The organism is Desulforamulus ruminis DSM 2154, from assembly GCF_000215085.1.
Lineage (GTDB): Bacteria > Bacillota > Desulfotomaculia > Desulfotomaculales > Desulfotomaculaceae > Desulfotomaculum > Desulfotomaculum ruminis.
In genome coordinates, this window is sequence record NC_015589.1 from 2,692,643 (window position 1) to 2,712,870 (window position 20,228).

The following is a 20,228-nucleotide window of genomic DNA, read 5'->3' on the forward strand; positions in this document are numbered from 1 at the left end:
CAAGTACCTACCAACAACAGGATCCAAACGAAATACTCCTAAGGCTAACAACAGGACCTCAAAGAATTACCCCTAAGACTAACAACTAGACCCCCAAAAATTACCCCCAAGACTTACAGCCAAACCGTTTCACCGGTGTCAAACAAATAAATAACCCTTTCCCTCACCGGTCTCTGCAAAATTTTCTCCACCGCCCTGCTGTACAAATTGATCTGCCCGCGGTACCGTTCCGCTACCGGAGGCTGTCCCGGGCGAACTGCGTCCGATTTATAGTCCACCAATAAAAAGCCATCCCCTTCATCCACCAAACAGTCAATAATCCCCTGCACCAGCACCACCTCTGCCTGTTCTCCCTGGGGCGGCAAATCGGGATAGATTTCCCCTGCCGGCACCGTTAAGGTAAAAGGCAGTTCCCGGCTAACTCCTTTAGCCCGGAGAACCCGCTGGCCCAGGGGGCTTTGGAAAAAGCGTACAATGCTTTGGGGATCAACGGTTGCGGCCTGTTCCGGAAGCAAAATTTCCCTGTCTACCAGATCCTGCAGCAAAACGCTGATTTTTAACGGGTCCGGAGTTTCCCGGAGATCCACATGCTGCATCACCGTGTGCAGGATGGTTCCCTTTTCGGCCCCGGTCAGCCCCCGGTCCTGCTGTAAAAATTTCGGCCGTCGGGCCAGCCTGGGAATCACTGTTTCAAAGTTTTCTTCCAAATGGTCCAGGGAATCAAATCTCCGTTTGATTTCGGTAACCGTCACCTTGGCGGCTTTTGCCGCCACTTCCGCCCGGGGATAACGCCATCCTAACCTTTTGCTTACTTCCTCCCGCTGTCCTGCATCCTCCAGAGGTTCCAGACAGCGCACTTTTTCCAATAGAGACTCTGCCTGGGAGTTACTTTCCCTGGCTTGGTCCTGGAGTTCCGTCCGCTTCCACAGGGCAATCCTCCACTTGGAGCGGTCCTCCGCCACCACAGCCGGGGGGAGAGCCTCTGTCTCCGCCCGCTGCAGCAGAACCCTGCCTTCCCGGTGCCGGGCTACCGCAGGAATGATCCAGTCCAGAAAGGTCTTAGCCTGCAGGAGCTCCGCCTCGGGCAGTTGCCATCCCCCTTGACCCACTGCGCCGCACCAGTGTTCCAGGGAACGGCCCAGATTTTTTACCGACCCCAGCAGTACCAATCTTTCTCTGGCCCGGGTCAGGGCTACATACAGCACCCTCATTTCTTCCGCCAGGGCTTCCCTTTTTAACCGTTCCTTCATCATTAATTTGGGCAGGCTGGGGTAGCTGACCCGGGTTTCCAAGTTGATGATCTGGGGTCCCAGGCCCAGGGATTTATGCATTAGCATCTCTTTATTTAAACCGGTAAGGTTAAACTGCCGGCCCAATCCGGCCACAAAAACCACCGGGAATTCCAGTCCCTTGCTTTTGTGGATGCTCATGATGCGGACCACGTCCTCATTTTCCCCCAGGGTTCTGGCAGAACCCAGATCGCTTCCGGTGGCCCTGATTCGCTCCACAAAACGCAGGAATTTGAAAAGCCCCCGGAAGGAAGTGGACTCATATTGCCTGGCCCGGTGGTACAAAATCCGCAAATTGGCCTGCCGCTGGCTGCCTCCCACCATGCCGCCCACATAATCGTAATACCCGGTTTCCCCATAAAGCCTCCAGATCAGGTCCGCCAGGGACCCTCTGCGGGCCCAGGAACGCCATTTTTCCAACTGTACCAAAAAATCGGACAACGTTTGAGCAAGGGCTCCCAGATCTTCCCGGGCCGCCCGCTGCAGCCGGTCATAAAAATCGCCCTCCCCGGCGCACAGGCTGATCCTGGCCAGATCAACGGCCTTCAGTCCCACTATGGGTGATCTCAGCACCGCCGCCAGGGGAACATCCTGCCGGGGATTGTCAATAATTCTTAAAAGGGATAAAAAGGTTTCCACCTCAATGGCCTCAAAGTATCCGGTCCCCAGTTCCGCATAGGTGGGAATGCCCAGGCCCCTTAGTTCCTCTAAGAAGGTATTGGCCCGTCCGGCGGTGGCCCGCAGCAGGATCACCATGTCCTTGAAACGGATGGGTCGGTAAGTGCCGGTATTTTTATCCCAGACCCGGCAGGGACCCGCCCCTGCGCCGCCCTGGATCAGTTCCAGAATTCTCTTTCCCGCCAGCCTGGCCTCCGCCTGATCACTGTCCAGCTCCGGCTCTTCAGCGCCATTGATACTTTCCCCTTCTCCGCCGGAAGCCGGTGGAAGAACTTCTTCCTCTTTCTCTTCTCGGTTAATCAGGTGCAGTTCCACCGCCTCTTGTCCAAGGGGCTCATCTTCGGCAGCCGGATAATGGGCTCCGTATTTCAATTCCGCCGCGCTGTCATAATCCACATCTCCGGTTTCCCGGGTCATAATCTGCCGGAAGACAAAATTAACCCCGTCAATGACGCCGGACCGGCTTCTAAAATTTTGGCTTAAAAGAATCCGGCAGCCATTTTCGGAAGACGCTGCATAGCGGTGATATTTTTCTAAAAACAAGCCCGGTTCCGCCAGACGAAAACCATAAATGCTTTGCTTTACATCCCCCACCATAAACCGGTTGTTGGGTTTAGCCACCAGTTGCAAAAGGGTCTCCTGAACCTCGTTAATATCCTGATATTCGTCTACCAGCACCTCTGCATAAGCTTCTCTCAGTTCCAGAGCTGTCCGGGAAGGAATTAGCCGGCCCGGTTGGCTGCTCTCGTCCAGCAGCAAAGACAGGCTGTAATGTTCCAAATCGCCAAAATCCACCAGTCCCCGGGCCTTCTTCCGCTGCCGGTAGGCTTCCGTAAATTCAATGGTCAGGGAGGACAGTTTCCGGATCAGGGGAACCAGGGTCCCAAGATCCCGGAAAAGTTCGGCCGGTTCTGCGCAAAAATAGGTGTCCAGCAGGGCTTTCATCTTTTCTTTGGCTCGGTTTCTCAGGCCCTGCACCCGGTCTTTCAATCCTTCATCGTACTCACCCCGGCAGGCCTTGAGCCGGCCCCACTGCACGGAAGAAAAACTTTTGTACATTTCCTGCCAACTGCCGCCGCACCGGTCCCTTAACTCCCGGACCAGGACCATGTCTTCTTCCAGGGTCCCGATATAAGGTTCCGGGCCGCCGGGCCGCCGGGCCAAATAAACCGCCTGTTCCAGCAGGGCCAGAACCCTGGAGACTTCCTCGGCGATATGATCCTTGATTTGCTTAATCCAGGATAGTTTTTCGATCTCCTCCGGGGCTTCCGGCAGTTCAAAGGGATCCGCCAGGCCTGCCAGCCAGGACCGGGGCCAGGGATGACTGGTGGAAAAACGATAGAGTTCCAGCACCAGATCCTGCAGCCGGGCATCGTCTTTCTGCCCTCCGTAGGCATCCACCAGACGGGTAAAACCGCCGTTGTCCTCTCCGGCATAATGTTGTTCAAAGAGTTCCTCCAAAACTTCCAGCCGCAAAAGTTCCGCTTCCACTTCGTCGGCAATGCGAAAGGCCGGGTCCAGATCCAATTGATAGAAATACCGGCGCAGCAGATCCAGGCAAAAGGAGTGCAAAGTGGTGATGGAAGCCCGGTTCAGCAGGGCCACCTGACGGGCCAAATGCTTTGCCTGGGGATTTTCATTCAATTGTTCGGTGAGAGCCCTGCCAATACGCTCCCGCATTTCAGCCGCAGCGGCATTGGTAAAGGTAACCACCAGCAGACGATCCACTTCCACCGGCTGCCGGGGATCGGTGAGCAGGCGCAGAATCCTTTCTACCAGCACCGCCGTCTTGCCGGCTCCGGCGGCTGCCGCCACCAGCAGGTTTTCCCCCCGGGTGGTGATGGCTGCCATTTGTTCCTGGGTCCATTTTTTCTCACTCAGCAGAATCACCTCCTGAACCGCCGGTTATAAAGGGCCAGAGGATTTCATCCTCCGGATCCGTAAACAAACGAAAGAAATTCTCCTCCAGAGCGGGATCGAACTGGCACACAGCCCGAAAGGGGCAGAAGCGGCAGGATTTTTCCCCGCCCTTCTGATAAGGACTGATCTGCACCTGCCCCGCCACCATTTGCCGGCCAATCTCCCTGAGCTTTGCCAGCAGGTACTGCCTTAATCCTGCAAACTGTTCCAAAGTGATGACCCTGGAGTTCCCATAAAATTGTCCTTCTTTATTCAAGGCCACCGGCAGCAGCTCGGAGTAGCCTTTAATCTGGTTGTCCATCTGGGCGATGACCAGGGGATCCGCCAGCAGCAGTCCCTTCATTTTTAACTGCTTGAGCAGGTTTTTGTCCGCCTGCTCCGCCGGAAGGGGCCCCGGGCTGGAAACCAAAGGATCCCGGACGGCAAAATACATCATTCCCGCCGGAAGAGCCGGCTGCCGCACCAGCAGTTCCGAAGAACGCAGGGCCACATCCAGATAGGTAAGCAGTTGCAGTTTTAAGCCCTGGAAGATGTCGGCAATTTTTAAGTCCGTCTCCCCGGATTTGTAATCGATTACCCGCAGGTACAGGCGATCCCCCTCCCGGGCGGCATCAATCCGGTCGATACGGCCGGACATTTCCATCTGGCAGTCCTTTCCCAGGTCCAGGTCCAGGGACGGTAAAGGACCGTAGTCTCCAAAACCCATTTCCATGGCCACCGGCCGGAAACCGCCCCTTCTGGCATGTTCCATCAGCGTAAGAACCGCCCGGTGGACAATCCTTTTTAACTTGTTAATAAAATAACGGTGCCGTGCTGAACTAAGCAGAATTTCATTCTGCAGCCGGGGAGCCAGTTCACGGACAATCTCTTCGGTCATGGCTGCGGCCTGTTCCCCGGTCAGTTGCGCCCAATCCAGGGACCGGTCCTGAACCCGTTCCGCAAACATCCTCAGGGCTTCATGAAAAAACTGTCCCAAATCCGGAGCCGCCAGCCTGAACAAACCCCGCTCCTTCAGCTTTAAACCGTGGGAAAGAAAGTGGGCAAAGGGGCAGGCAGCAAATTTCTCCAGCCGTGATACGCTGGCTTTCAGGCGGCTGCCATACAACCTCCGTCCAAGATTGCCCGGCAAAGGGGCCTCTTGGTTTACATGGTCCAGCCCGGCCAGCACCCTTAGGCACCGGCTCCTCCACTCCTCCTGCCGGGTAAACCAGGAATAGACATCCAGCCAGAGAGAGTCCACCGTCTTTCCGGCCTTCATCTCCCGGAGCATGGACGCCAGATAGGATAAACTGCGGCCCGGGGAGGCAATGAAGTCCATCTCCCCCTCCGGGTGCGGGGGTTCTACGGGAACGGAAAGTTCCTTCAGGTTGGGCAGCAGTTCCTTCATCCGGTGAATGACCCAGGAGGGATGCAGCCCTTTCCCCTCGTCATCCGCCTGGGGATAGCTGATCCAGAGGCACTGGCTGGCCCGGGTCAGGGCGATATACACCAGGTATTGCTCATCCAGCAGTTTGCGCCGGGAGCCCGGAGCCAGGCGAATTCCCAGCTCTTGCAGTTGCTCCCGCTCCAGATCCGACAACAATCCCTCTTCCACCGTCCGGGCCGGCAGTACCCCGTCATTCACTCCCAGCACCAAGGCGGCCTTTACATCGGGATTGCGGGAACGCTGTAGGGTCCCCACCACCACCTGATCCAGTCCCGGAGGAATAATTCCTAATTTTAAACTTTCCAAACCGGTATCCAGTATCCGGTCGTATTCCTCCAGGGTCAAAGTTTCTTCCCCCAGGGTCTCCACTATTTCATCCAACAGTTGCACCACATTGTTCCAAATCTGGGCATGTTCCTTGGCCTCGGTCAGCCGGCCCTTTTCCTCCGCTTCCCCGGCCCATTGCTCCAACTGTCCGGCAATATCAAGCCTGTCCAGCAGTTCAAAAAGGGCGGTGGTCATCTCCCGAACCGCACCGGCTTTGGCCATGGCCCGGGCAAACTCTTTTAAGTGACCGGCAGCGGCGGAACGAATTTGATTGATGCGCTCCAATTCAATGCGTTCCTGTTCGCCGGGTTCCCGGTCTTCTCCCAGGGTATAGCGCCGGCAATAGGTCCACGGGCGGTCGTCCGTCCAGCGGGAACCCCGGATTCCGTGGGCCAGAACATAGTTCTCCAGTCGATCCACTTCATCCCGCCCCACCGGTACCAAGTCTGTTTTCAGATACCGGAAAACCGGGTCATAAGCCCAGTTTTGCAAGACCACTTCCAGCGCGCTGCGGATAAGTTCCACCAGGGGATGGTGATCCACGGTTCTCTTTTGGTCGATAAAAAAGGGGATGCCATAATCCTGAAAAATGGTACTAACCAAGTGATGGTATGCCTGCAGATCCCGGACCATGACCACCATATCCCGCCAGCGCAGCCCCTGGTCCCGGGCTAGACGCGTCAGTTCCCTGGCGGCCGCTTCCACCTCGGCCCGGCGGTTGGCGCAGGCCGCCAGTTTTACCCCCTTTTCTTCCGGCAGACCGGCGGCGGGCCTGGAGAAAAAGCTGCGTTCCAGGTGAGCCACCGCCCGATTATCCATAAACCGGGCCGGGATTTCCTGGCTAAAGGCGATTACCGGCTCTACCGGAACCCGCAGGGATTCGGCCATTTCCCGCAGGGTATGGTACGTCTCCAGCGTGGGATGAAAGACGTCTGCCTCGGCATATCCGCCGGATAACAAAGCCGGATCAAAGCAAAGGGCAACGGTTAGCCTTTTGGCCAGGGGCAGCATTTTTTGTATAACGTAAAATTCCTGAGGAGTAAAACCCGTAAAACCGTCGATGTATAGCTCCGCTTCCCGGAGCAACAAAGAACGCTCCAGCCGTTCCGCCAGCAGGTTCAGATAGTCATTGGGGTCCGTAAACCGTCCTTCCAGAAACTCCTCCAGGTCACCATAAAGCAGGTTCAAATCATGGAGCTTGTCCGGCAGGCCGCCGGCCGCCGGCTCTTGCACCAGTTTCTCCCCGCTCTTTTTTAAATCCGCAGGCTGCACCCGGTAAAGTTTTAATTCTCCCAGCATCCCCGCCAGGCTGTCGGCAAATCCCGGCTGTTTGGCCGCCCGGTGAAATATTTTTAATTCGGACCGGCGCTGTTCCAGAATGCGCCGCAGGGCCATTCTTTTGCCCAGTTCGCCAATATGGGCCCGCACGGCTCCTCCCGCCTCCTGGAGCACCCGGTAAGCCAGACGGCGAAAGCTCAGCACCTGAACCCGCACGGTCCCGCCCAGTTCCGGGTCCGCCGCCAGCCGATACTCATTCTGGAAGGTTGCTTGTTCCGGAACCAGCAAAATCAAGGAGGAACCCTCTTGGGAACGGAAAATTTCCTTTTTTATTTCCTCCAGGCAGGCGGTGCTTTTTCCACTGCCCGCCCTGCCAATGATAAATCGAAGGCCCATGGGCATCTCCTTATAAACCAAAATTCTTTTAAAACAGAAAAACCTCTCTTTAAAAAACAATTCTACGGCAGCCCCTCCATTCCCTTGCAATAAAAGGGACTTGTTGGCCATTCTGTCGATAATTTTCAGTTCTGGCAACATGAGGGGCATGGACTAAAATTAAGCAAAAAACCCTTGACAAAATACGCCTACAATTGTAATCTTTTATTGCTTACAATTGTAGGCGTATTAATCAAGGAGGTTAGACGGATGAAGGATATTCCTCAAATATCCAATGCGGAATGGGAAGTTATGCGCATCCTCTGGGACAAAGCCCCCATCAAAGCGGCGGAGGTTATAAAAACCTTGCAAGAGACCAAAGACTGGAAGCCTAAAACCATCAAAACCCTGATCCGGCGTTTATTGGACAAAGGGGTGATTGGCCATACAGCCAACGGAAATGCCTATGTTTATCACGTGCTGATTGAAGAAAAGGAGTACCTGGACAGGGAAACAGACACCTTTTTAAATAAATTATATCAGGGTTCCATCCGCCATTTTATGCTGAACTTTGTCCAGGAGAAGGAGCTTTCCCGGGAAGAGGTGGCAGAACTGATAAAAATTTTGGAAAACAGTAAAAGGTAGGAGGGGCGGCTTTGCTTCAATTATTGCTGATGTGGATTGTCAAGACATCCTTCATGGGGACACTGGTGGCCCTGGGCATCCTCTTATTTAAAAAGCTGATGGGCTCACGCCTGAATCCCCGCCTTGCTTATCTGATCTGGTTTTTACTTCTTTGCAGACTGATGATGCCTTTCAATATTGAAAGCTCCTTCAGTGTCTTTAATCTTTTTACATATGCCGCTGAACAAAGCCAGGGCTTCGTAGGAAACGAACCCGGAGAAAAAAAGCTGTATGAGATTGTAGGACCGCATGACTGGAAGAACACTGAACCCGGAACTTCCCCGGAACCTCCGCAGCCAAACCCACCCGGCGGCCGGATGCCCAGCTTAGGGCCGGAAAACAGCCTGTCCCTTGTAACGGTTTTAGGGGGGATATGGCTCCTTGGGTTCATCTTCATGATTGGTTTGTTGATTTTTTCCTGGGTCCGCTTTAACCGCCATCTTAAACGCTGCTCTCCCTGCGTCAGCCTCCGTTTACAAAAAATTTTTAGTGAAACCAAAGCAAAGCTCCACATCAGGGAAAACATTCAAATCATTCAAGATAACCGGGCGCGTACACCGTCATTTTTTTCAATTACCGCCCCCAAACTGATTCTTCCCCGGGATATGGACAGCAAACTTTCTGATGATGAGCTGCAGTATGTTTTTATGCACGAATTAATGCATTATAAGCGCAAGGATTTATATGTCACCTGGCTGGTTTCCCTTTTACGGTCCGTCCATTGGTTTAATCCCCTGTTATGGTACGCCTTTTATAAAATGGAATGTGATTGTGAATCGGCCTGCGATGCAGACGTATTAAAAAGGCTGGACCCAGCCCGCTATTCCGCTTACGGCATGGCCATTATTAAAGTCATTGCCACCTTTGCCGCCGGTAAGGCGGCGGTGGTCCAGGTAAGTGCGGGAAAATCTTTTAAAGATATGCAAAGGAGAATGACCATGATATCCAAATTCCAAAATCATCAGGGCAAAAAACGTTGCTCCCTGATCCTTCCGGTGATTGCGGTTGTACTGGGGGTCCTCTTTCTCACCAACCCTCTGGGTGGAGCAAAGGAAGCAAAAGCCGGCTCCCTTGTTGATATCAGCCTGTTGAACCGGACGGTATCCGAAGCGGGCAAGAAAATAGATACTCCCATTTATTATGATGAGATTCATAAGCGGATTGTTGTTAAAAAAACAGAAAAAGTGAAGTCTGCCGGGGATGTGCAGCAAATGGATGATTATCTGGGGAAAAAATATACTTTTGCTGTGGAGGGAACCTGTACTCCCGGAAGCTTTACCATTCATCAAGGCCTCATTGATTCCGTATCCCTTGAAAATAAAGGGGGAAAAGTTCTTCTCACCGTGCAGGAGAAACAAATTGCCGCTTTTGCTTCCTCCGAGGACTCGGAAAATATTTATTTTGCGGCCAAGCATCCTTGGGAGGTATACGATCAAATTATTGTCGTTGATCCTGCTCACGGCGGCCAGGACAATGGAGCGGAAAATGGAGAGACCAAAGAGAAGGATCTGACCCTGGCATTGGCTAAAAAAATAGAAGCCATCGCCAACCATACCAAGGATAACAAACTAAAGATTTATTTAACGCGCCAAACCGACACAAAACTGGAACTTAAAGAGCGCAAAGCTTTTGCCTATTCGGTGGGCGGCGCCATCATTAATCTTCACTACAACAACGCTCCTCCCGGTAGGGCGGAGACTTTACACGGTACGGAAACCTATTATTTTGCCGATAATGCCTTGAGCAAAAAACTGGCTGAAGGCATCCACAGCAGCCTGGTCGGAGATCTAGCGACCCAAAACCGGGGATGCATCCCGGGCAATATGTATATGATAAATGACAATAATACCGGAGAATTTCTATCCAAGAACCATGCTTTGCCGCTTCCTTCGGTTATTGTCGAGATTGCTTATCTAAGCAACTCAGAAGATTTAAAAAGGATTCTGGCCGAGGACTTCACGGAAAAAGCCGCCCTTTCTATTCTAAACGGCCTTATGGCTTATTACGGGTATGACGGTACCTTTACGGCGATACCGGACTCGCCGGCCGGAGCCTAAGTTCACAGAGGAAAGAACCATGTATACAGTTCATTTATGGCCGGAATAAAGGGAATTGCTTTACGAAGATCGAAAAATATTGTTTAATGTAGGCATTGACATTATTTATAACGATTTAGGAGGCCTGTTCATGAAGTACGAAAGCACCCGCGGAAACAGTCCCGTCCTTTCTTCCGCTGAAGCCATAAAGCTGGGCATTGCCCCTGACGGAGGTCTTTTTGTCCCCACTTCCCCGGTAACCTTTAGCCCGGAAGCCATTGACAGGATGTCCTCCCTTTCCTACGGTCAGCGAGCCACTTTCATATTAAAGGAATTTCTGACGGACTATACTGCCGAGGAGCTGTCCCAGTGCGTGGAGGCTGCCTACGGCGGCAGCAAGTTTGACAGTCCCGAGGTGGCTCCGATAAAAAAACTCACCGGCGATACCTCGATTTTAGAACTGTGGCACGGCCCCACCTGCGCCTTTAAGGATATGGCCCTGCAGATCCTCCCCCGGTTTTTGGTTAAGGCGCTGGAGAAAACCGGCGAAAAAACCCATATCGTGATACTGGTGGCCACTTCCGGAGATACGGGAAAGGCGGCTCTGGAAGGATTCGCCGATGTGCCCGGGACCAGCATTGTGGTCTTTTTCCCGGAACAAGGGGTTAGCGCAGTGCAAAAAAGGCAGATGGTGACCCAAATCGGCGGCAACGTCCATGTGGTGGCGGTAAGGGGAAATTTTGATGATGCCCAGAGCGGAGTTAAGCAGGTCTTTGGCGACTGCGCTTTAAAGGCCCGATTTAATGACCGGGGCTTTAATCTCTCCTCCGCCAACTCCATTAACTGGGGCCGCCTGGTCCCTCAAATTGTTTACTATTTTTCGGCCTATGCGGATTTAGTGAAAGAAGGTACCATTAAATCCGGTGAAAAGATTAACTTTGCGGTTCCCACCGGCAACTTTGGCAATATTTTAGCCGGTTTTTACGCCCGGTCCATGGGTCTGCCCATCCACCGTCTTATCTGCGCGGCCAATGCCAATAACGTGCTGACGGATTTCATTAACACCGGAACCTACGACCGCAACCGGGAGTTTTTGAAGACCCTGTCTCCCTCCATGGACATTCTTATCTCCAGCAACCTGGAACGGCTGCTCTACCTGCTGACCGACCGCAAGGCAGAGCAAATTAACGCCTGGATGTCTGAATTAAAAACCAAAGGTTCCTATACCGTGGATGCAAAAACCCGGAATAAAGTGAAAGCTCTGTTCTGGTCCGGCTCGGCGGACGACGGGGAAACCCTGGCCACCATTAAAGAAGTCTGGGAGCGGCAGAACTACCTGCTGGACACCCACACCGCCGTAGCGGTTAACGTGCTGGAAAAATACCGCCGGGAAACCGGTGACGCTACCTACACCGTGGTTGCTTCCACCGCCAGCCCCTTTAAGTTCAACGGCAGCGTGGCCAAAGCCCTGCTGGGTGAAGAAACGCTGGAAGGTAAAGGTGAATTTGCCTTATTGCAGGATTTATCCTCCTACACCGGCTGGCCCATCCCGGGAGGACTGCATGGTCTGGAGCAGCGCCCGGTACTGCACCAAAAGGTTGTCAACAAAGAACAAATTGGCGACGCGGTACAGGAATATCTTTTAACCTAAAATATACACCAAGGCCCTCTCGAAGGAGAGGGCCTTGGTTATTAAAAATTTTTTCATCGTTGACAAACTGCAAAAATGGTATTATATGGTATCCTTTCCGTACACCCGAAACAGGTCTTCATATTTTACCCGGTTTACTTCCGCCGGTTTTAATTTATATCCCCAGAGCTTATACCAGATCATGGGCAGGATCAACAGGGGCAGGCCAATATAAAGGGAAATTCTCAGGTCCTCATTAAAAGCAATAACCCCCAGGCAGGCCACCTGTATCCAGATGGCAAAGTGAGTCAGATAGGGAAACAGCGGGGTGCGGAACTTCAACTGTCCCGCATCAAAACCTTCCCGCCGCAGCTTGCGGCGGAAATTAAGCTGGGACCAACAGATGGAAATCCAGGCAATGGCCCCGGAAAATCCCGATAAAGCCAGCAGAATGGTAAAAATGGTCTGACTGGAGTCTAAAGTATAAGCCATTACGCAAATCCAACACCCGGCAATGGATAAAAATGTGGCGTTTTGCGGAACCCCGTTGCGGTTGAGCTTGCCCAGCCAACCCGGGGCCATGCCTTCCCGGGCCAGAGCATAAACCGCCCGGGTACAACCGTAAAGGCCGGAATTGGAACAGGATATGGCCGCCGTCAGCACCACAAAGGAGAACAATCCGCCGGCCCATTTAAAACCATACAAATTGAGAGCCGCGGCAAATACACTTTCCTCCAGGCCGGCTTTGCCCCAGGGAAAGATGGTAACCAATAAAAAGACCGGAATCACATAGAGAGCAATAATGCGCCAGGTAACATTTTTAACGGCCGCCGGAATGGTTTTTTCCGGCTCCTTGCTTTCGCCGGCAGCCAGGCCGATAATTTCCGAACCCTGAAAGTTGACCAGAATAATGACCATAGTCAGCAGGACGGCCCAGGAACCCTTGGGCGTAAAGCCTCCTTCTCCCAGCAGGATGGAGGTTCCCATAAATCCTTCCTTGCCCAGCAGGCCTGAGAAAACCAGAATGGCTAGGATAACAAACATAATAATGGCAAAAATCTTGATAATGGCCAGCCAAAATTCCAATTCCCCAAAGGTTCCCACATAGGATAGATTGATAATGGTAATGATCAACCCAAACCCGATGGCCCACCAGATGGTCCCGACGGCCGGAAAGAAGTGATTCATGATAATTCCCGCGGCAATCATTTCGGCCGGCACATAAAATACCCAGGTAAGCCAGTAAGACCAGCCCATGCCGCAGGCCCAGGCCGGGGAAATAAAATCATTGGCGTAGGTTACAAAGGAACTGGAGATGGGGATGGCCACAGCCAGTTCGCCCATACACAGCATAACACAAAAAACAATCAAACCTCCCAGCAGATAAGCCAGACAGGCGGCGGGCCCTGCCGAATCAATGACATAACCCGTGCCAAGAAAATAGCCGCTTCCTATGATTCCCCCCAGGGCAATTAACTGCAAATGCCTGGATTTAAGGCCCCTATTAAACTTCTGTTCATTCATGGATACCCCGGGTAATGGATTGCTCTCCTGCTCCGGCATTCTTTTCCTTCTCCTTCCAGGCCGACATCATTGCCGGACCTTTATATTAGCTATAACACCCCCGAAATAACCAGCCCGCCTCTATTTCTGATCTCTCCTTAAGCTTCCCGGGTAAATTTTTTCCCTGGCCGCATCGGCAATAAAGCAACGTAAAAGATTCGACGGGACAAGATGTCCTCCTGCACGGCACAGCACAAATCATGAGAAATTTATCGGCTGAGTAAAAGGGTTAAAAACGTATAATAACAGAGAAATTCCAAATCTGCAATCCTGCAAAAAAATTTATTTTTTGCAGGTTGCGCTCAAAACGAACGGCATACCTAATCCAAGGATTTGCCGGAGTGCCTCCCTTCGTCCCCCTTTTCCATTCTCCAGCAGCACATGATGTTGGCAATAGCCCAGCACAGCAAACGGGCTTCCGCCAAATGTGGTAATCAACACCATCCTTAAATTTTTGATTTATCAACCATATCGTAAATTGTGTGTCAAAACAAAAAAGCACCCCCGGGGTGCAATTTAACTAACGGCTGGCCTAGTGATTATACAATTCCATCGGAAGTTAAAATCGCTTTGTACATTTCAGGCCTTCTGTCACGAAAGATCCCCCACTCGGCCCTTTGGGCGTCAATTTTCTCCAAGTCAAATTCAGCCACCAGGACGGTTTCCGAGGTGCGATCCGCTTCCGCCACCTTTTCGCCCAACGGGTTGGCGATAAAGGAAGAACCATAAAAAGTAATCCTGGAATCCTCCATGGTTTCAACACCGGTGCGGTTGGATGCTATCACCGGAATGAGGTTTGCCGCCGCATGCCCCTGCATGCAAAGCTGCCAGTGATTTTTAGAATCAAGGCCCTCATTCCGGGGCTCGGAACCAATGGCCGTTGGGTACAGCAATAGTTCCGCTCCCATCAGAGCCATGCACCGGGCTGCTTCGGGATACCATTGATCCCAGCAGATGCCTACTCCGATGCGGGCATACCGGGTGCACCAGACCTTAAATCCTGTGTCTCCCGGATTAAAATAGTATTTCTCTTCATACCCGGGACCATCCGGTATGTGGGTCTTTCGGTAAACCCCCAGCACCTCGCCGCTGGCATCAATTACGGCCACGGAATTATACCGTGCCTGGTTCTTTCTTTCAAAAAAGCTGATGGGCAGGACTACCTCCAGCTCTTCGGCAATTTTGCAAAAATGCCGGACCGCTTTATTGTCTCCTGTTTCAGCGGCCAGTTGATAAAATTCAGCCTTTTCTTTCTGGCAGAAATAAGGGGTTTCAAAAAGTTCCTGCAGCAAAATAATCCTGGCGCCCCGGGAAGCGGCTTTCCGGACAAGCCCTTCCGCCTTTGCAATATTTTTGGCGGCATCCCGGGAACAGCACATTTGGGTCGCGGCCACCATGATTTTACGCATGCTTATCCTCCTCCAAGCTTTATGGCTAAGGACCGGGCATTTGCTGGGTAATGCAGTGTACATTCCCGCCGCCTTTAACGATGGGCAGCCCATTCACCGTAACCACCTTCCGGTTGCAAAGGGTCTTCTGTAAAACCTGCAGGGCCTGCCGGTCCGTCTCTTCACACTCTCCCCCAAAGACAGGCAGTACAATCCCCCCGTTAACAAAGTAGAAATTAATATAACTTAATGTTAAACGTTCTCCTCCGAAATATTGGACCGGAGGTAATTCCATTTTAATGATTTCCAGCTTTCTTCCCTTGGCATCGCTGGACTTTTCCAGGATAGCGAGGTTTTCCTTTAATATTTCATAATTGGGCTCGTTGCGGTTGGAGCAGGTATGGACTAAAATCACTCCCGGTTCGGCAAAGCAAGCCACATTGTCCACATGGCCGTCCGTTTCATCCCCATACAATCCTTTTTTTAACCAAATCAATTTTTCAATACCCAGAAACTTTCTTAATACTTCTTCGATCTCCTCTTTACTTAAATGAGGGTTCCTGTTTTTATTCAGCAGGCATTCTTCGGTGGTCAGCAGGGTTCCTTCCCCGTCCACGTGAACGGACCCGCCCTCCAGGACAATGGGTGCGTTAAAACAGGGCAGCCCTAACTGTTTTAAGAGCTCCGGAGCCACCTGATCGTCCTTGGCCCAGGGACGGAACTTTTCTCCCCAGGCATTAAAAATCCAGTTAACCCCGGCCACCTCCCCCTTGAGATTCACCACAAAGGTCGGACCGTTGTCCCGCATCCAGGAGTCATCATGTTCTATTGACACAATACGGACCGTGGGTCCGCAAAGACGGGCCGCCTCCCGGGCCTGCTCCGGATTGGCCAGCATGGTTACAGGCTCAAAGGAGGCAATGGTCCTGGCCACTTCGGCAAAGGCTCCCTTGGCTTCATGGTAGCAATCCGGCCATTGTTCTTCATGCACCGGCCATTCCATAAAGGTGCAGGCATGCCTGGACCATTCCGCAGGCATTTTAAAATGAAAATCCCCCGGCGTCATCTTTCTTCCCTCTTCTATTGATTTCCCACAGTAAAGATCCGCAGTAAGAATGCTTTAAAATATTACCATAAAAAGGAAAATTTTTCAAACCAATATTGGACTACATACAACAAACGGCCGGTAAAACAAGATAAGCAAAGCCCATGATTCCGGCTGAAGAATCATGGGCTTTGCTCGATTAACCCGCTTTTTGAGCCGGGTCCTTTTTTTGTTGCCGATTTTGGTACGCTTTATGCACCACTTCAATGATGTGCATTACGTTTTGACCCATTTTTTCCTGGGCCAGACCGTCTTCAAGCTGCATCCGGCAGGACCCGCAGCCGGTAATCACCGTGTCGGCGCCGGTACCTTGGATGTCCTCCAGTTTCTTGCCGAGAATTTGATAAGACATTGGATAGTTGGTTAAACTAAATGAACCGGCACCACCGCAGCAGCGATTAGGTGCTTTCAAGGGCTTATAAATGAGACCGGGAATGTTTTGTAAAATCTCCAGGGGTTGACGGGTGATGCCCAAACCCCGGCCTAGGTGACAGGGCTCGTGATAGGTAAAGGTCATGTCAACGGGCCCCAGTTTGGAGAAATCAACCTTTAACACGTCCACCAGATATTCGGAAATATCATAGGTCTTTTGAGCAATCGCCTTTGCCTTTCCGGCATAAATGGGATCCTTTTCCAGCAATTGGCCGTATTTTTCCTTAAAGGATTCGCCACAGGTGCCGCAAATGGTAATAATGGCCTCTACATCCAGCTTGCTGAACAAGTCCACATGAGACTTTGCCATTTCCCGGGCGCATTCCACGTCGCCGTTAATTAAAGCCGGCGCTCCGCAGCAGTGCTGCTCTTTGGGAAAAACAACGTCAATATCGTTGTAGTTTAACACTTCTACCACCGCTTGACCCACAGAGGTATAAATGTAATTGGTTACACAGCCGGAGAAAAAGGCAACCTTCCGGCGGGGCTGCTTCACCTTGCTTTCCTCGGGAATCAGAGATTTTAGCGGTTTTTCCGCCAAAGACGGCAGCACCCGGCGGGATTCCAAACCAATGGGAAACCTAGGACTCATGCCCTTCTTCTTTCTCTTAAAGGCCAGGCCCTGAAACTTTCCCCCCACGCGCAGTCCCAAATCAAACAATTTGGGGTGCCGCAGCAAATTAAAGGCTGCTTTTTTGGCTGTGGGCAGACCCTTTTGACGTGCCAGTTCCGCCCGGGCCGCCAGGATCACCTCATGCACCTTTACACCACAGGGACAGTTGGCACTGCAGGCCTCACAGGTTAGGCAAAGATCAAAGCGTTTGGCGATTCCCGGAGTATAACCGATTTCCCCCTTTAAAATGGCCTCAGCTAACTTTAACTTCCCCCGGGCTACACTGGCTTCGGCACGGGTTTCTTTATAAATAGGGCATACGGCCTGGCAGTTGCCGCATTTCATGCATTTCATCAGTTCTTCTTCAATTTCTTTTAATCCATCATAAATGGACATCCCGGTTCCCTCCTTAGCTCAGCATTTTACCAGGGTTTAAAAGATTCTCCGGATCAAGGGCTCTTTTTATCTTGCGCATGACTTCCACACCCTGTTCGCCAAACTCCAGGGGCAGGTACTTGGCCTTAGCCATCCCGATGCCGTGTTCGCCGCTGATGGTACCGCCCAGTTCCAGGGCCACTTTAAAGATTTCATCCACCGCCTGGTGAACTCTTTTCATTTCTTCGGTATCCCGGGCGTCGGTCAGGATGGTGGGGTGCAGGTTGCCGTCGCCGGCATGGCCGAAGGTGCCGATTTGCAAATTGTATTTTTTAGCGATTTGCTGCAGGGCTACCAGCATATCGGTTAACCGGCTGCGGGGTACGGTGGCGTCTTCCAGCACCGTGGTGGGTTTTACCTGGGCCAGGGCCGGCAGAGCCGCCCGACGGGCTGCCCACAGTCCGTCCCGTTCTTGATCATCTTTGGCAACTTTGATTTTACCGTTGTTTTTCTCAATAACCTTGATTACGGTATCCGCTTCCCGCTGAACCACTTCGGGAATGCCGTCCACTTCAATCAGCAGCACCGCCTCCACATCGGTGGGCAGACCCACTTTGGCAAAGTTTTCTACCGTGCGGATGGTCACCTGATCCATAATTTCCATGGTAGCGGGAATGACCTTGCTGCGAACAATCTCGGTAACGGAATCGCCGGCATCGGAAAGATTGTCGAAGGTGGCCAGCATGGCCTTCTTGGCTTCCGGAGCAGGAATCAATTTTACCGTAATTTCAGTAATAATGCCCAGGGTACCCTCTGCCCCGGTAAACAGTTTTACCATATCATAGGCCGTAACGTTCTTTACGGTTTTGCCTCCGAAACGGGCTGTGGTGCCATCCGCCAGCACCACCTCAATGCCCATGACATAATGCTTGGTTACACCGTATTTAAGACCCCGCAAACCACCGGAACATTCGGATACGCTGCCGCCCATGGTTGCGGTGGCCACTGTGCCCGGATCCGGAGGATAAATTAAACCAAAGGAAGCTACCGCATTATTCAGGTCTTGAATAACCACACCGGGTTGAACCAGCGCCACCAGATTATCCGCGTCAATTTCTACAATTCGGTTCATGCCCTGCAAGGAAAGTACAATCCCTCCCTGAATAGGGATGGTCCCGCCGCTGAGGTTGGTTCCGGAACCTCTGGGGTAAACCGGCGTTTTAAATTGCCGGGCAATATTGATAATTCGCACCACTTCTTCCGTATTTCCGGGAACCACCACCACATCGGGCAATTTGCTGGGCATATCCGCCGTGGCGTCAAAGGAATAACAGATCAAATCTTCCGGCTCGGTAATCACCTTTTCCCTGCCCAGTGCTTTCATAAGCTCTTCAATCATTTGGGCCTTAGACATGAATAATCCCTCCACTCAGTAATTTATTAGGACCAAAAAAGCAATATACAAAAAATAAAGAAAACTTGACTTCCACAAAGTGGCGGCAAAACAAAAAGCCTATTTCCGGATGTTGTCTGAAGGTACGGTGGTATGACCTAATAAAATATAATACACCTAAAAATTTAATTGAAATTGTAATTTATTTCGACATTGATTCATTCTTTCCTGCCTTTAAATTTTTGTTTATTCATTCTGATATTGTTTAAAAACATTTTATCAAATTACGGGCAAATAAGAAAATTGTAATTTTTCTTATTTTGTCAGTTTTTGGCATAATTTGCTGTTAAAAACCTGTTATAAACATTTCTCAAATAGTTGTAAAATAGGGATAAAAGTCTTATTATTAATATAATTTGTAAGATCTATGTTCTTTCTCTGTAATTCCTCCCTATTATAATTTTTCAAAAAGCATATGGAGGGATTTATATGACCATTGCATGTGGCATGGATAAGCAAGGATTCAGTGTTTCAGATATTATTGAGGTGGCTGTGAAAATTGAACAAGCTGGTAAAAAATTTTATTCCAGTCTGGCCATTCAAGAAGTAAACGAACCTGTGCGGGATCTTTTTATCCATCTGGCCAATGAGGAAGAAAATCATGTGAAGTCCTTTCAGTATCTCACCTATGTGCTTAAAGACGAGGGTTTATCCTCCTGTAGCGCCGATTATCTGGAGTATCTGAATGCGGTGATTAAGGCCCACATCTTTTTTAATCAGGATCCGGACAATCTGGAAAGAATTGAATCAGTCCGTGAAGCACTGGAAATGGCTATCCGGTTTGAGCGAGATTCTATTTTGGTATTTAATGAATTGATGTCCCTGGTGGGTAACAAGGGGAAAGAAGCCCTACAGAATTTAATCTTCCAGGAGCAGGTCCATATCCGAACATTGGCCCATTCCTTTGATCAAGTCTAATTTTTCAGCAAATTCGTTGGAGGTGGAAGCATGTCAAATAACCGCCCAAATACACCCATTACACTGGGGCTTATTATCTTCAGTATTCTGGGACTTATTTCTATCGCGGCTTTTATCATTGATCCTTACGGAGAATGGTCCTTTGTGGTGTTACTTGCGGTCCTGGTGACAGGCTGGTTCCAAACGAGGAGAAAAAAGCCTCCTGTTTAACATTATTCATTATCCTTTAACATAAAACCTCTTACCTTACGGTGAGAGGTTTTTGTTCTTTGAGCCCTTATACTCCGGGGCTTGGCAACAGCTTTCTCAACTGATCCGAAAAATACCGGTCGTCCTCCGGGGTTCGTTTGGAGGGGCCCTTGGTTCTTCCTCCGGCCCTTCTGAATTTGGCCTTCATTTCTCTCTCTTCTAGCAAAAAATCAATAGTTTCTTCTCTAAAGATTTTACCCCAAGGGGATAGGGCACCGGCCCCCTTGGCTAGGACCATGGCGGCTAGACCCCAATCCTGCGTAACAACAATATCCCCCTTGCGGGTTAAATTGGTTACCTGTAAATCCGCCTCCTGGGAGGAGTTGCCCACGGTAATGTGATTTTCCCGGTTAATGGCATGATTAAAACTCGCCACTGTCCAGACTTCCATCTGAAACTCTTGGCCGATTTTCTCACAGAGGATTAAAACACTTTTCGGACAGGCATCGGCATCGATAATAATTCTAGAGCGCATCCTTGTTCCCCCGA

The 20,228-nt window shown here is 51.1% G+C and carries 13 protein-coding genes; 5 read left to right on the forward strand and 8 right to left on the reverse strand.

Annotated features, from left to right (window positions below; all coding sequences use genetic code 11):
- Positions 1-113: 113 nt before the first annotated feature.
- Entirely contained in the window at positions 114-3,848 is a 3,735-nt protein-coding gene (gene addA / locus DESRU_RS13355; protein ID WP_041275785.1) for a helicase-exonuclease AddAB subunit AddA, read from the reverse strand.
- Positions 3,841-7,314 (reverse strand): helicase-exonuclease AddAB subunit AddB, encoded by a 3,474-nt coding sequence (gene addB / locus DESRU_RS13360; protein WP_013842620.1) that lies wholly within the window; start codon positions 7,312-7,314, stop codon positions 3,841-3,843. The genes addA and addB overlap by 8 nt, the downstream gene beginning before the upstream one ends.
- A 249-nt stretch (positions 7,315-7,563) precedes the next feature.
- Between addB and DESRU_RS13365 the strand changes: the two genes are divergently transcribed.
- The 3 genes from DESRU_RS13365 (at position 7,564) to thrC (ending at position 11,664) form a co-directional block, all read left to right on the forward strand.
- Entirely contained in the window at positions 7,564-7,938 is a 375-nt protein-coding gene (locus DESRU_RS13365; protein ID WP_013842621.1) for a BlaI/MecI/CopY family transcriptional regulator, read from the forward strand.
- Between the two features lie 11 nt (positions 7,939-7,949).
- Positions 7,950-10,034 (forward strand): N-acetylmuramoyl-L-alanine amidase, encoded by a 2,085-nt coding sequence (locus DESRU_RS13370; RefSeq protein WP_013842622.1) that lies wholly within the window; start codon positions 7,950-7,952, stop codon positions 10,032-10,034.
- Positions 10,035-10,164: 130 nt separating this feature from the next.
- Positions 10,165-11,664 carry a threonine synthase gene (thrC, locus tag DESRU_RS13375; RefSeq protein ID WP_013842623.1) on the forward strand — a complete coding sequence of 500 codons (1,500 nt, stop codon included), beginning with the start codon at positions 10,165-10,167 and terminating at the stop codon, positions 11,662-11,664.
- An 81-nt stretch (positions 11,665-11,745) separates the two neighbouring features.
- Here thrC and DESRU_RS13380 read toward each other — a convergent pair whose 3' ends face one another.
- The 5 genes from DESRU_RS13380 to DESRU_RS13400 form a co-directional block, all read right to left on the reverse strand.
- Positions 11,746-13,206 (reverse strand): amino acid permease, encoded by a 1,461-nt coding sequence (locus tag DESRU_RS13380; RefSeq protein ID WP_013842624.1) that lies wholly within the window; start codon positions 13,204-13,206, stop codon positions 11,746-11,748.
- A 539-nt stretch (positions 13,207-13,745) separates the two neighbouring features.
- Positions 13,746-14,615, reverse strand: coding sequence for an N-carbamoylputrescine amidase (gene aguB / locus DESRU_RS13385; protein ID WP_013842625.1), 870 nt, complete (start codon positions 14,613-14,615; stop codon positions 13,746-13,748).
- Between the two features lie 25 nt (positions 14,616-14,640).
- Positions 14,641-15,660 carry an agmatine deiminase gene (gene aguA / locus DESRU_RS13390; RefSeq protein ID WP_013842626.1) on the reverse strand — a complete coding sequence of 340 codons (1,020 nt, stop codon included), beginning with the start codon at positions 15,658-15,660 and terminating at the stop codon, positions 14,641-14,643.
- A gap of 178 nt (positions 15,661-15,838) precedes the next feature.
- Complete coding sequence (locus DESRU_RS13395) at positions 15,839-17,140, reverse strand: (Fe-S)-binding protein (RefSeq protein WP_013842627.1); 1,302 nt, start codon at positions 17,138-17,140, stop codon at positions 15,839-15,841.
- 13 nt (positions 17,141-17,153) lie between these two features.
- On the reverse strand, positions 17,154-18,533 hold the full coding sequence (locus tag DESRU_RS13400) for an FAD-binding oxidoreductase (protein WP_013842628.1): 1,380 nt from the start codon (positions 18,531-18,533) through the stop codon (positions 17,154-17,156).
- Positions 18,534-19,001: 468 nt separating this feature from the next.
- Between DESRU_RS13400 and DESRU_RS13405 the strand changes: the two genes are divergently transcribed.
- Complete coding sequence (locus DESRU_RS13405; RefSeq protein WP_013842629.1) at positions 19,002-19,490, forward strand: ferritin family protein; 489 nt, start codon at positions 19,002-19,004, stop codon at positions 19,488-19,490.
- Between the two features lie 30 nt (positions 19,491-19,520).
- Entirely contained in the window at positions 19,521-19,700 is a 180-nt protein-coding gene (locus DESRU_RS13410) for a hypothetical protein (protein WP_013842630.1), read from the forward strand.
- Positions 19,701-19,767: 67 nt separating this feature from the next.
- On the opposite strand, the gene DESRU_RS13415 is transcribed toward DESRU_RS13410, so the two are convergent.
- Positions 19,768-20,214 carry a YaiI/YqxD family protein gene (locus tag DESRU_RS13415; protein WP_013842631.1) on the reverse strand — a complete coding sequence of 149 codons (447 nt, stop codon included), beginning with the start codon at positions 20,212-20,214 and terminating at the stop codon, positions 19,768-19,770.
- Positions 20,215-20,228 lie beyond the last annotated feature (14 nt).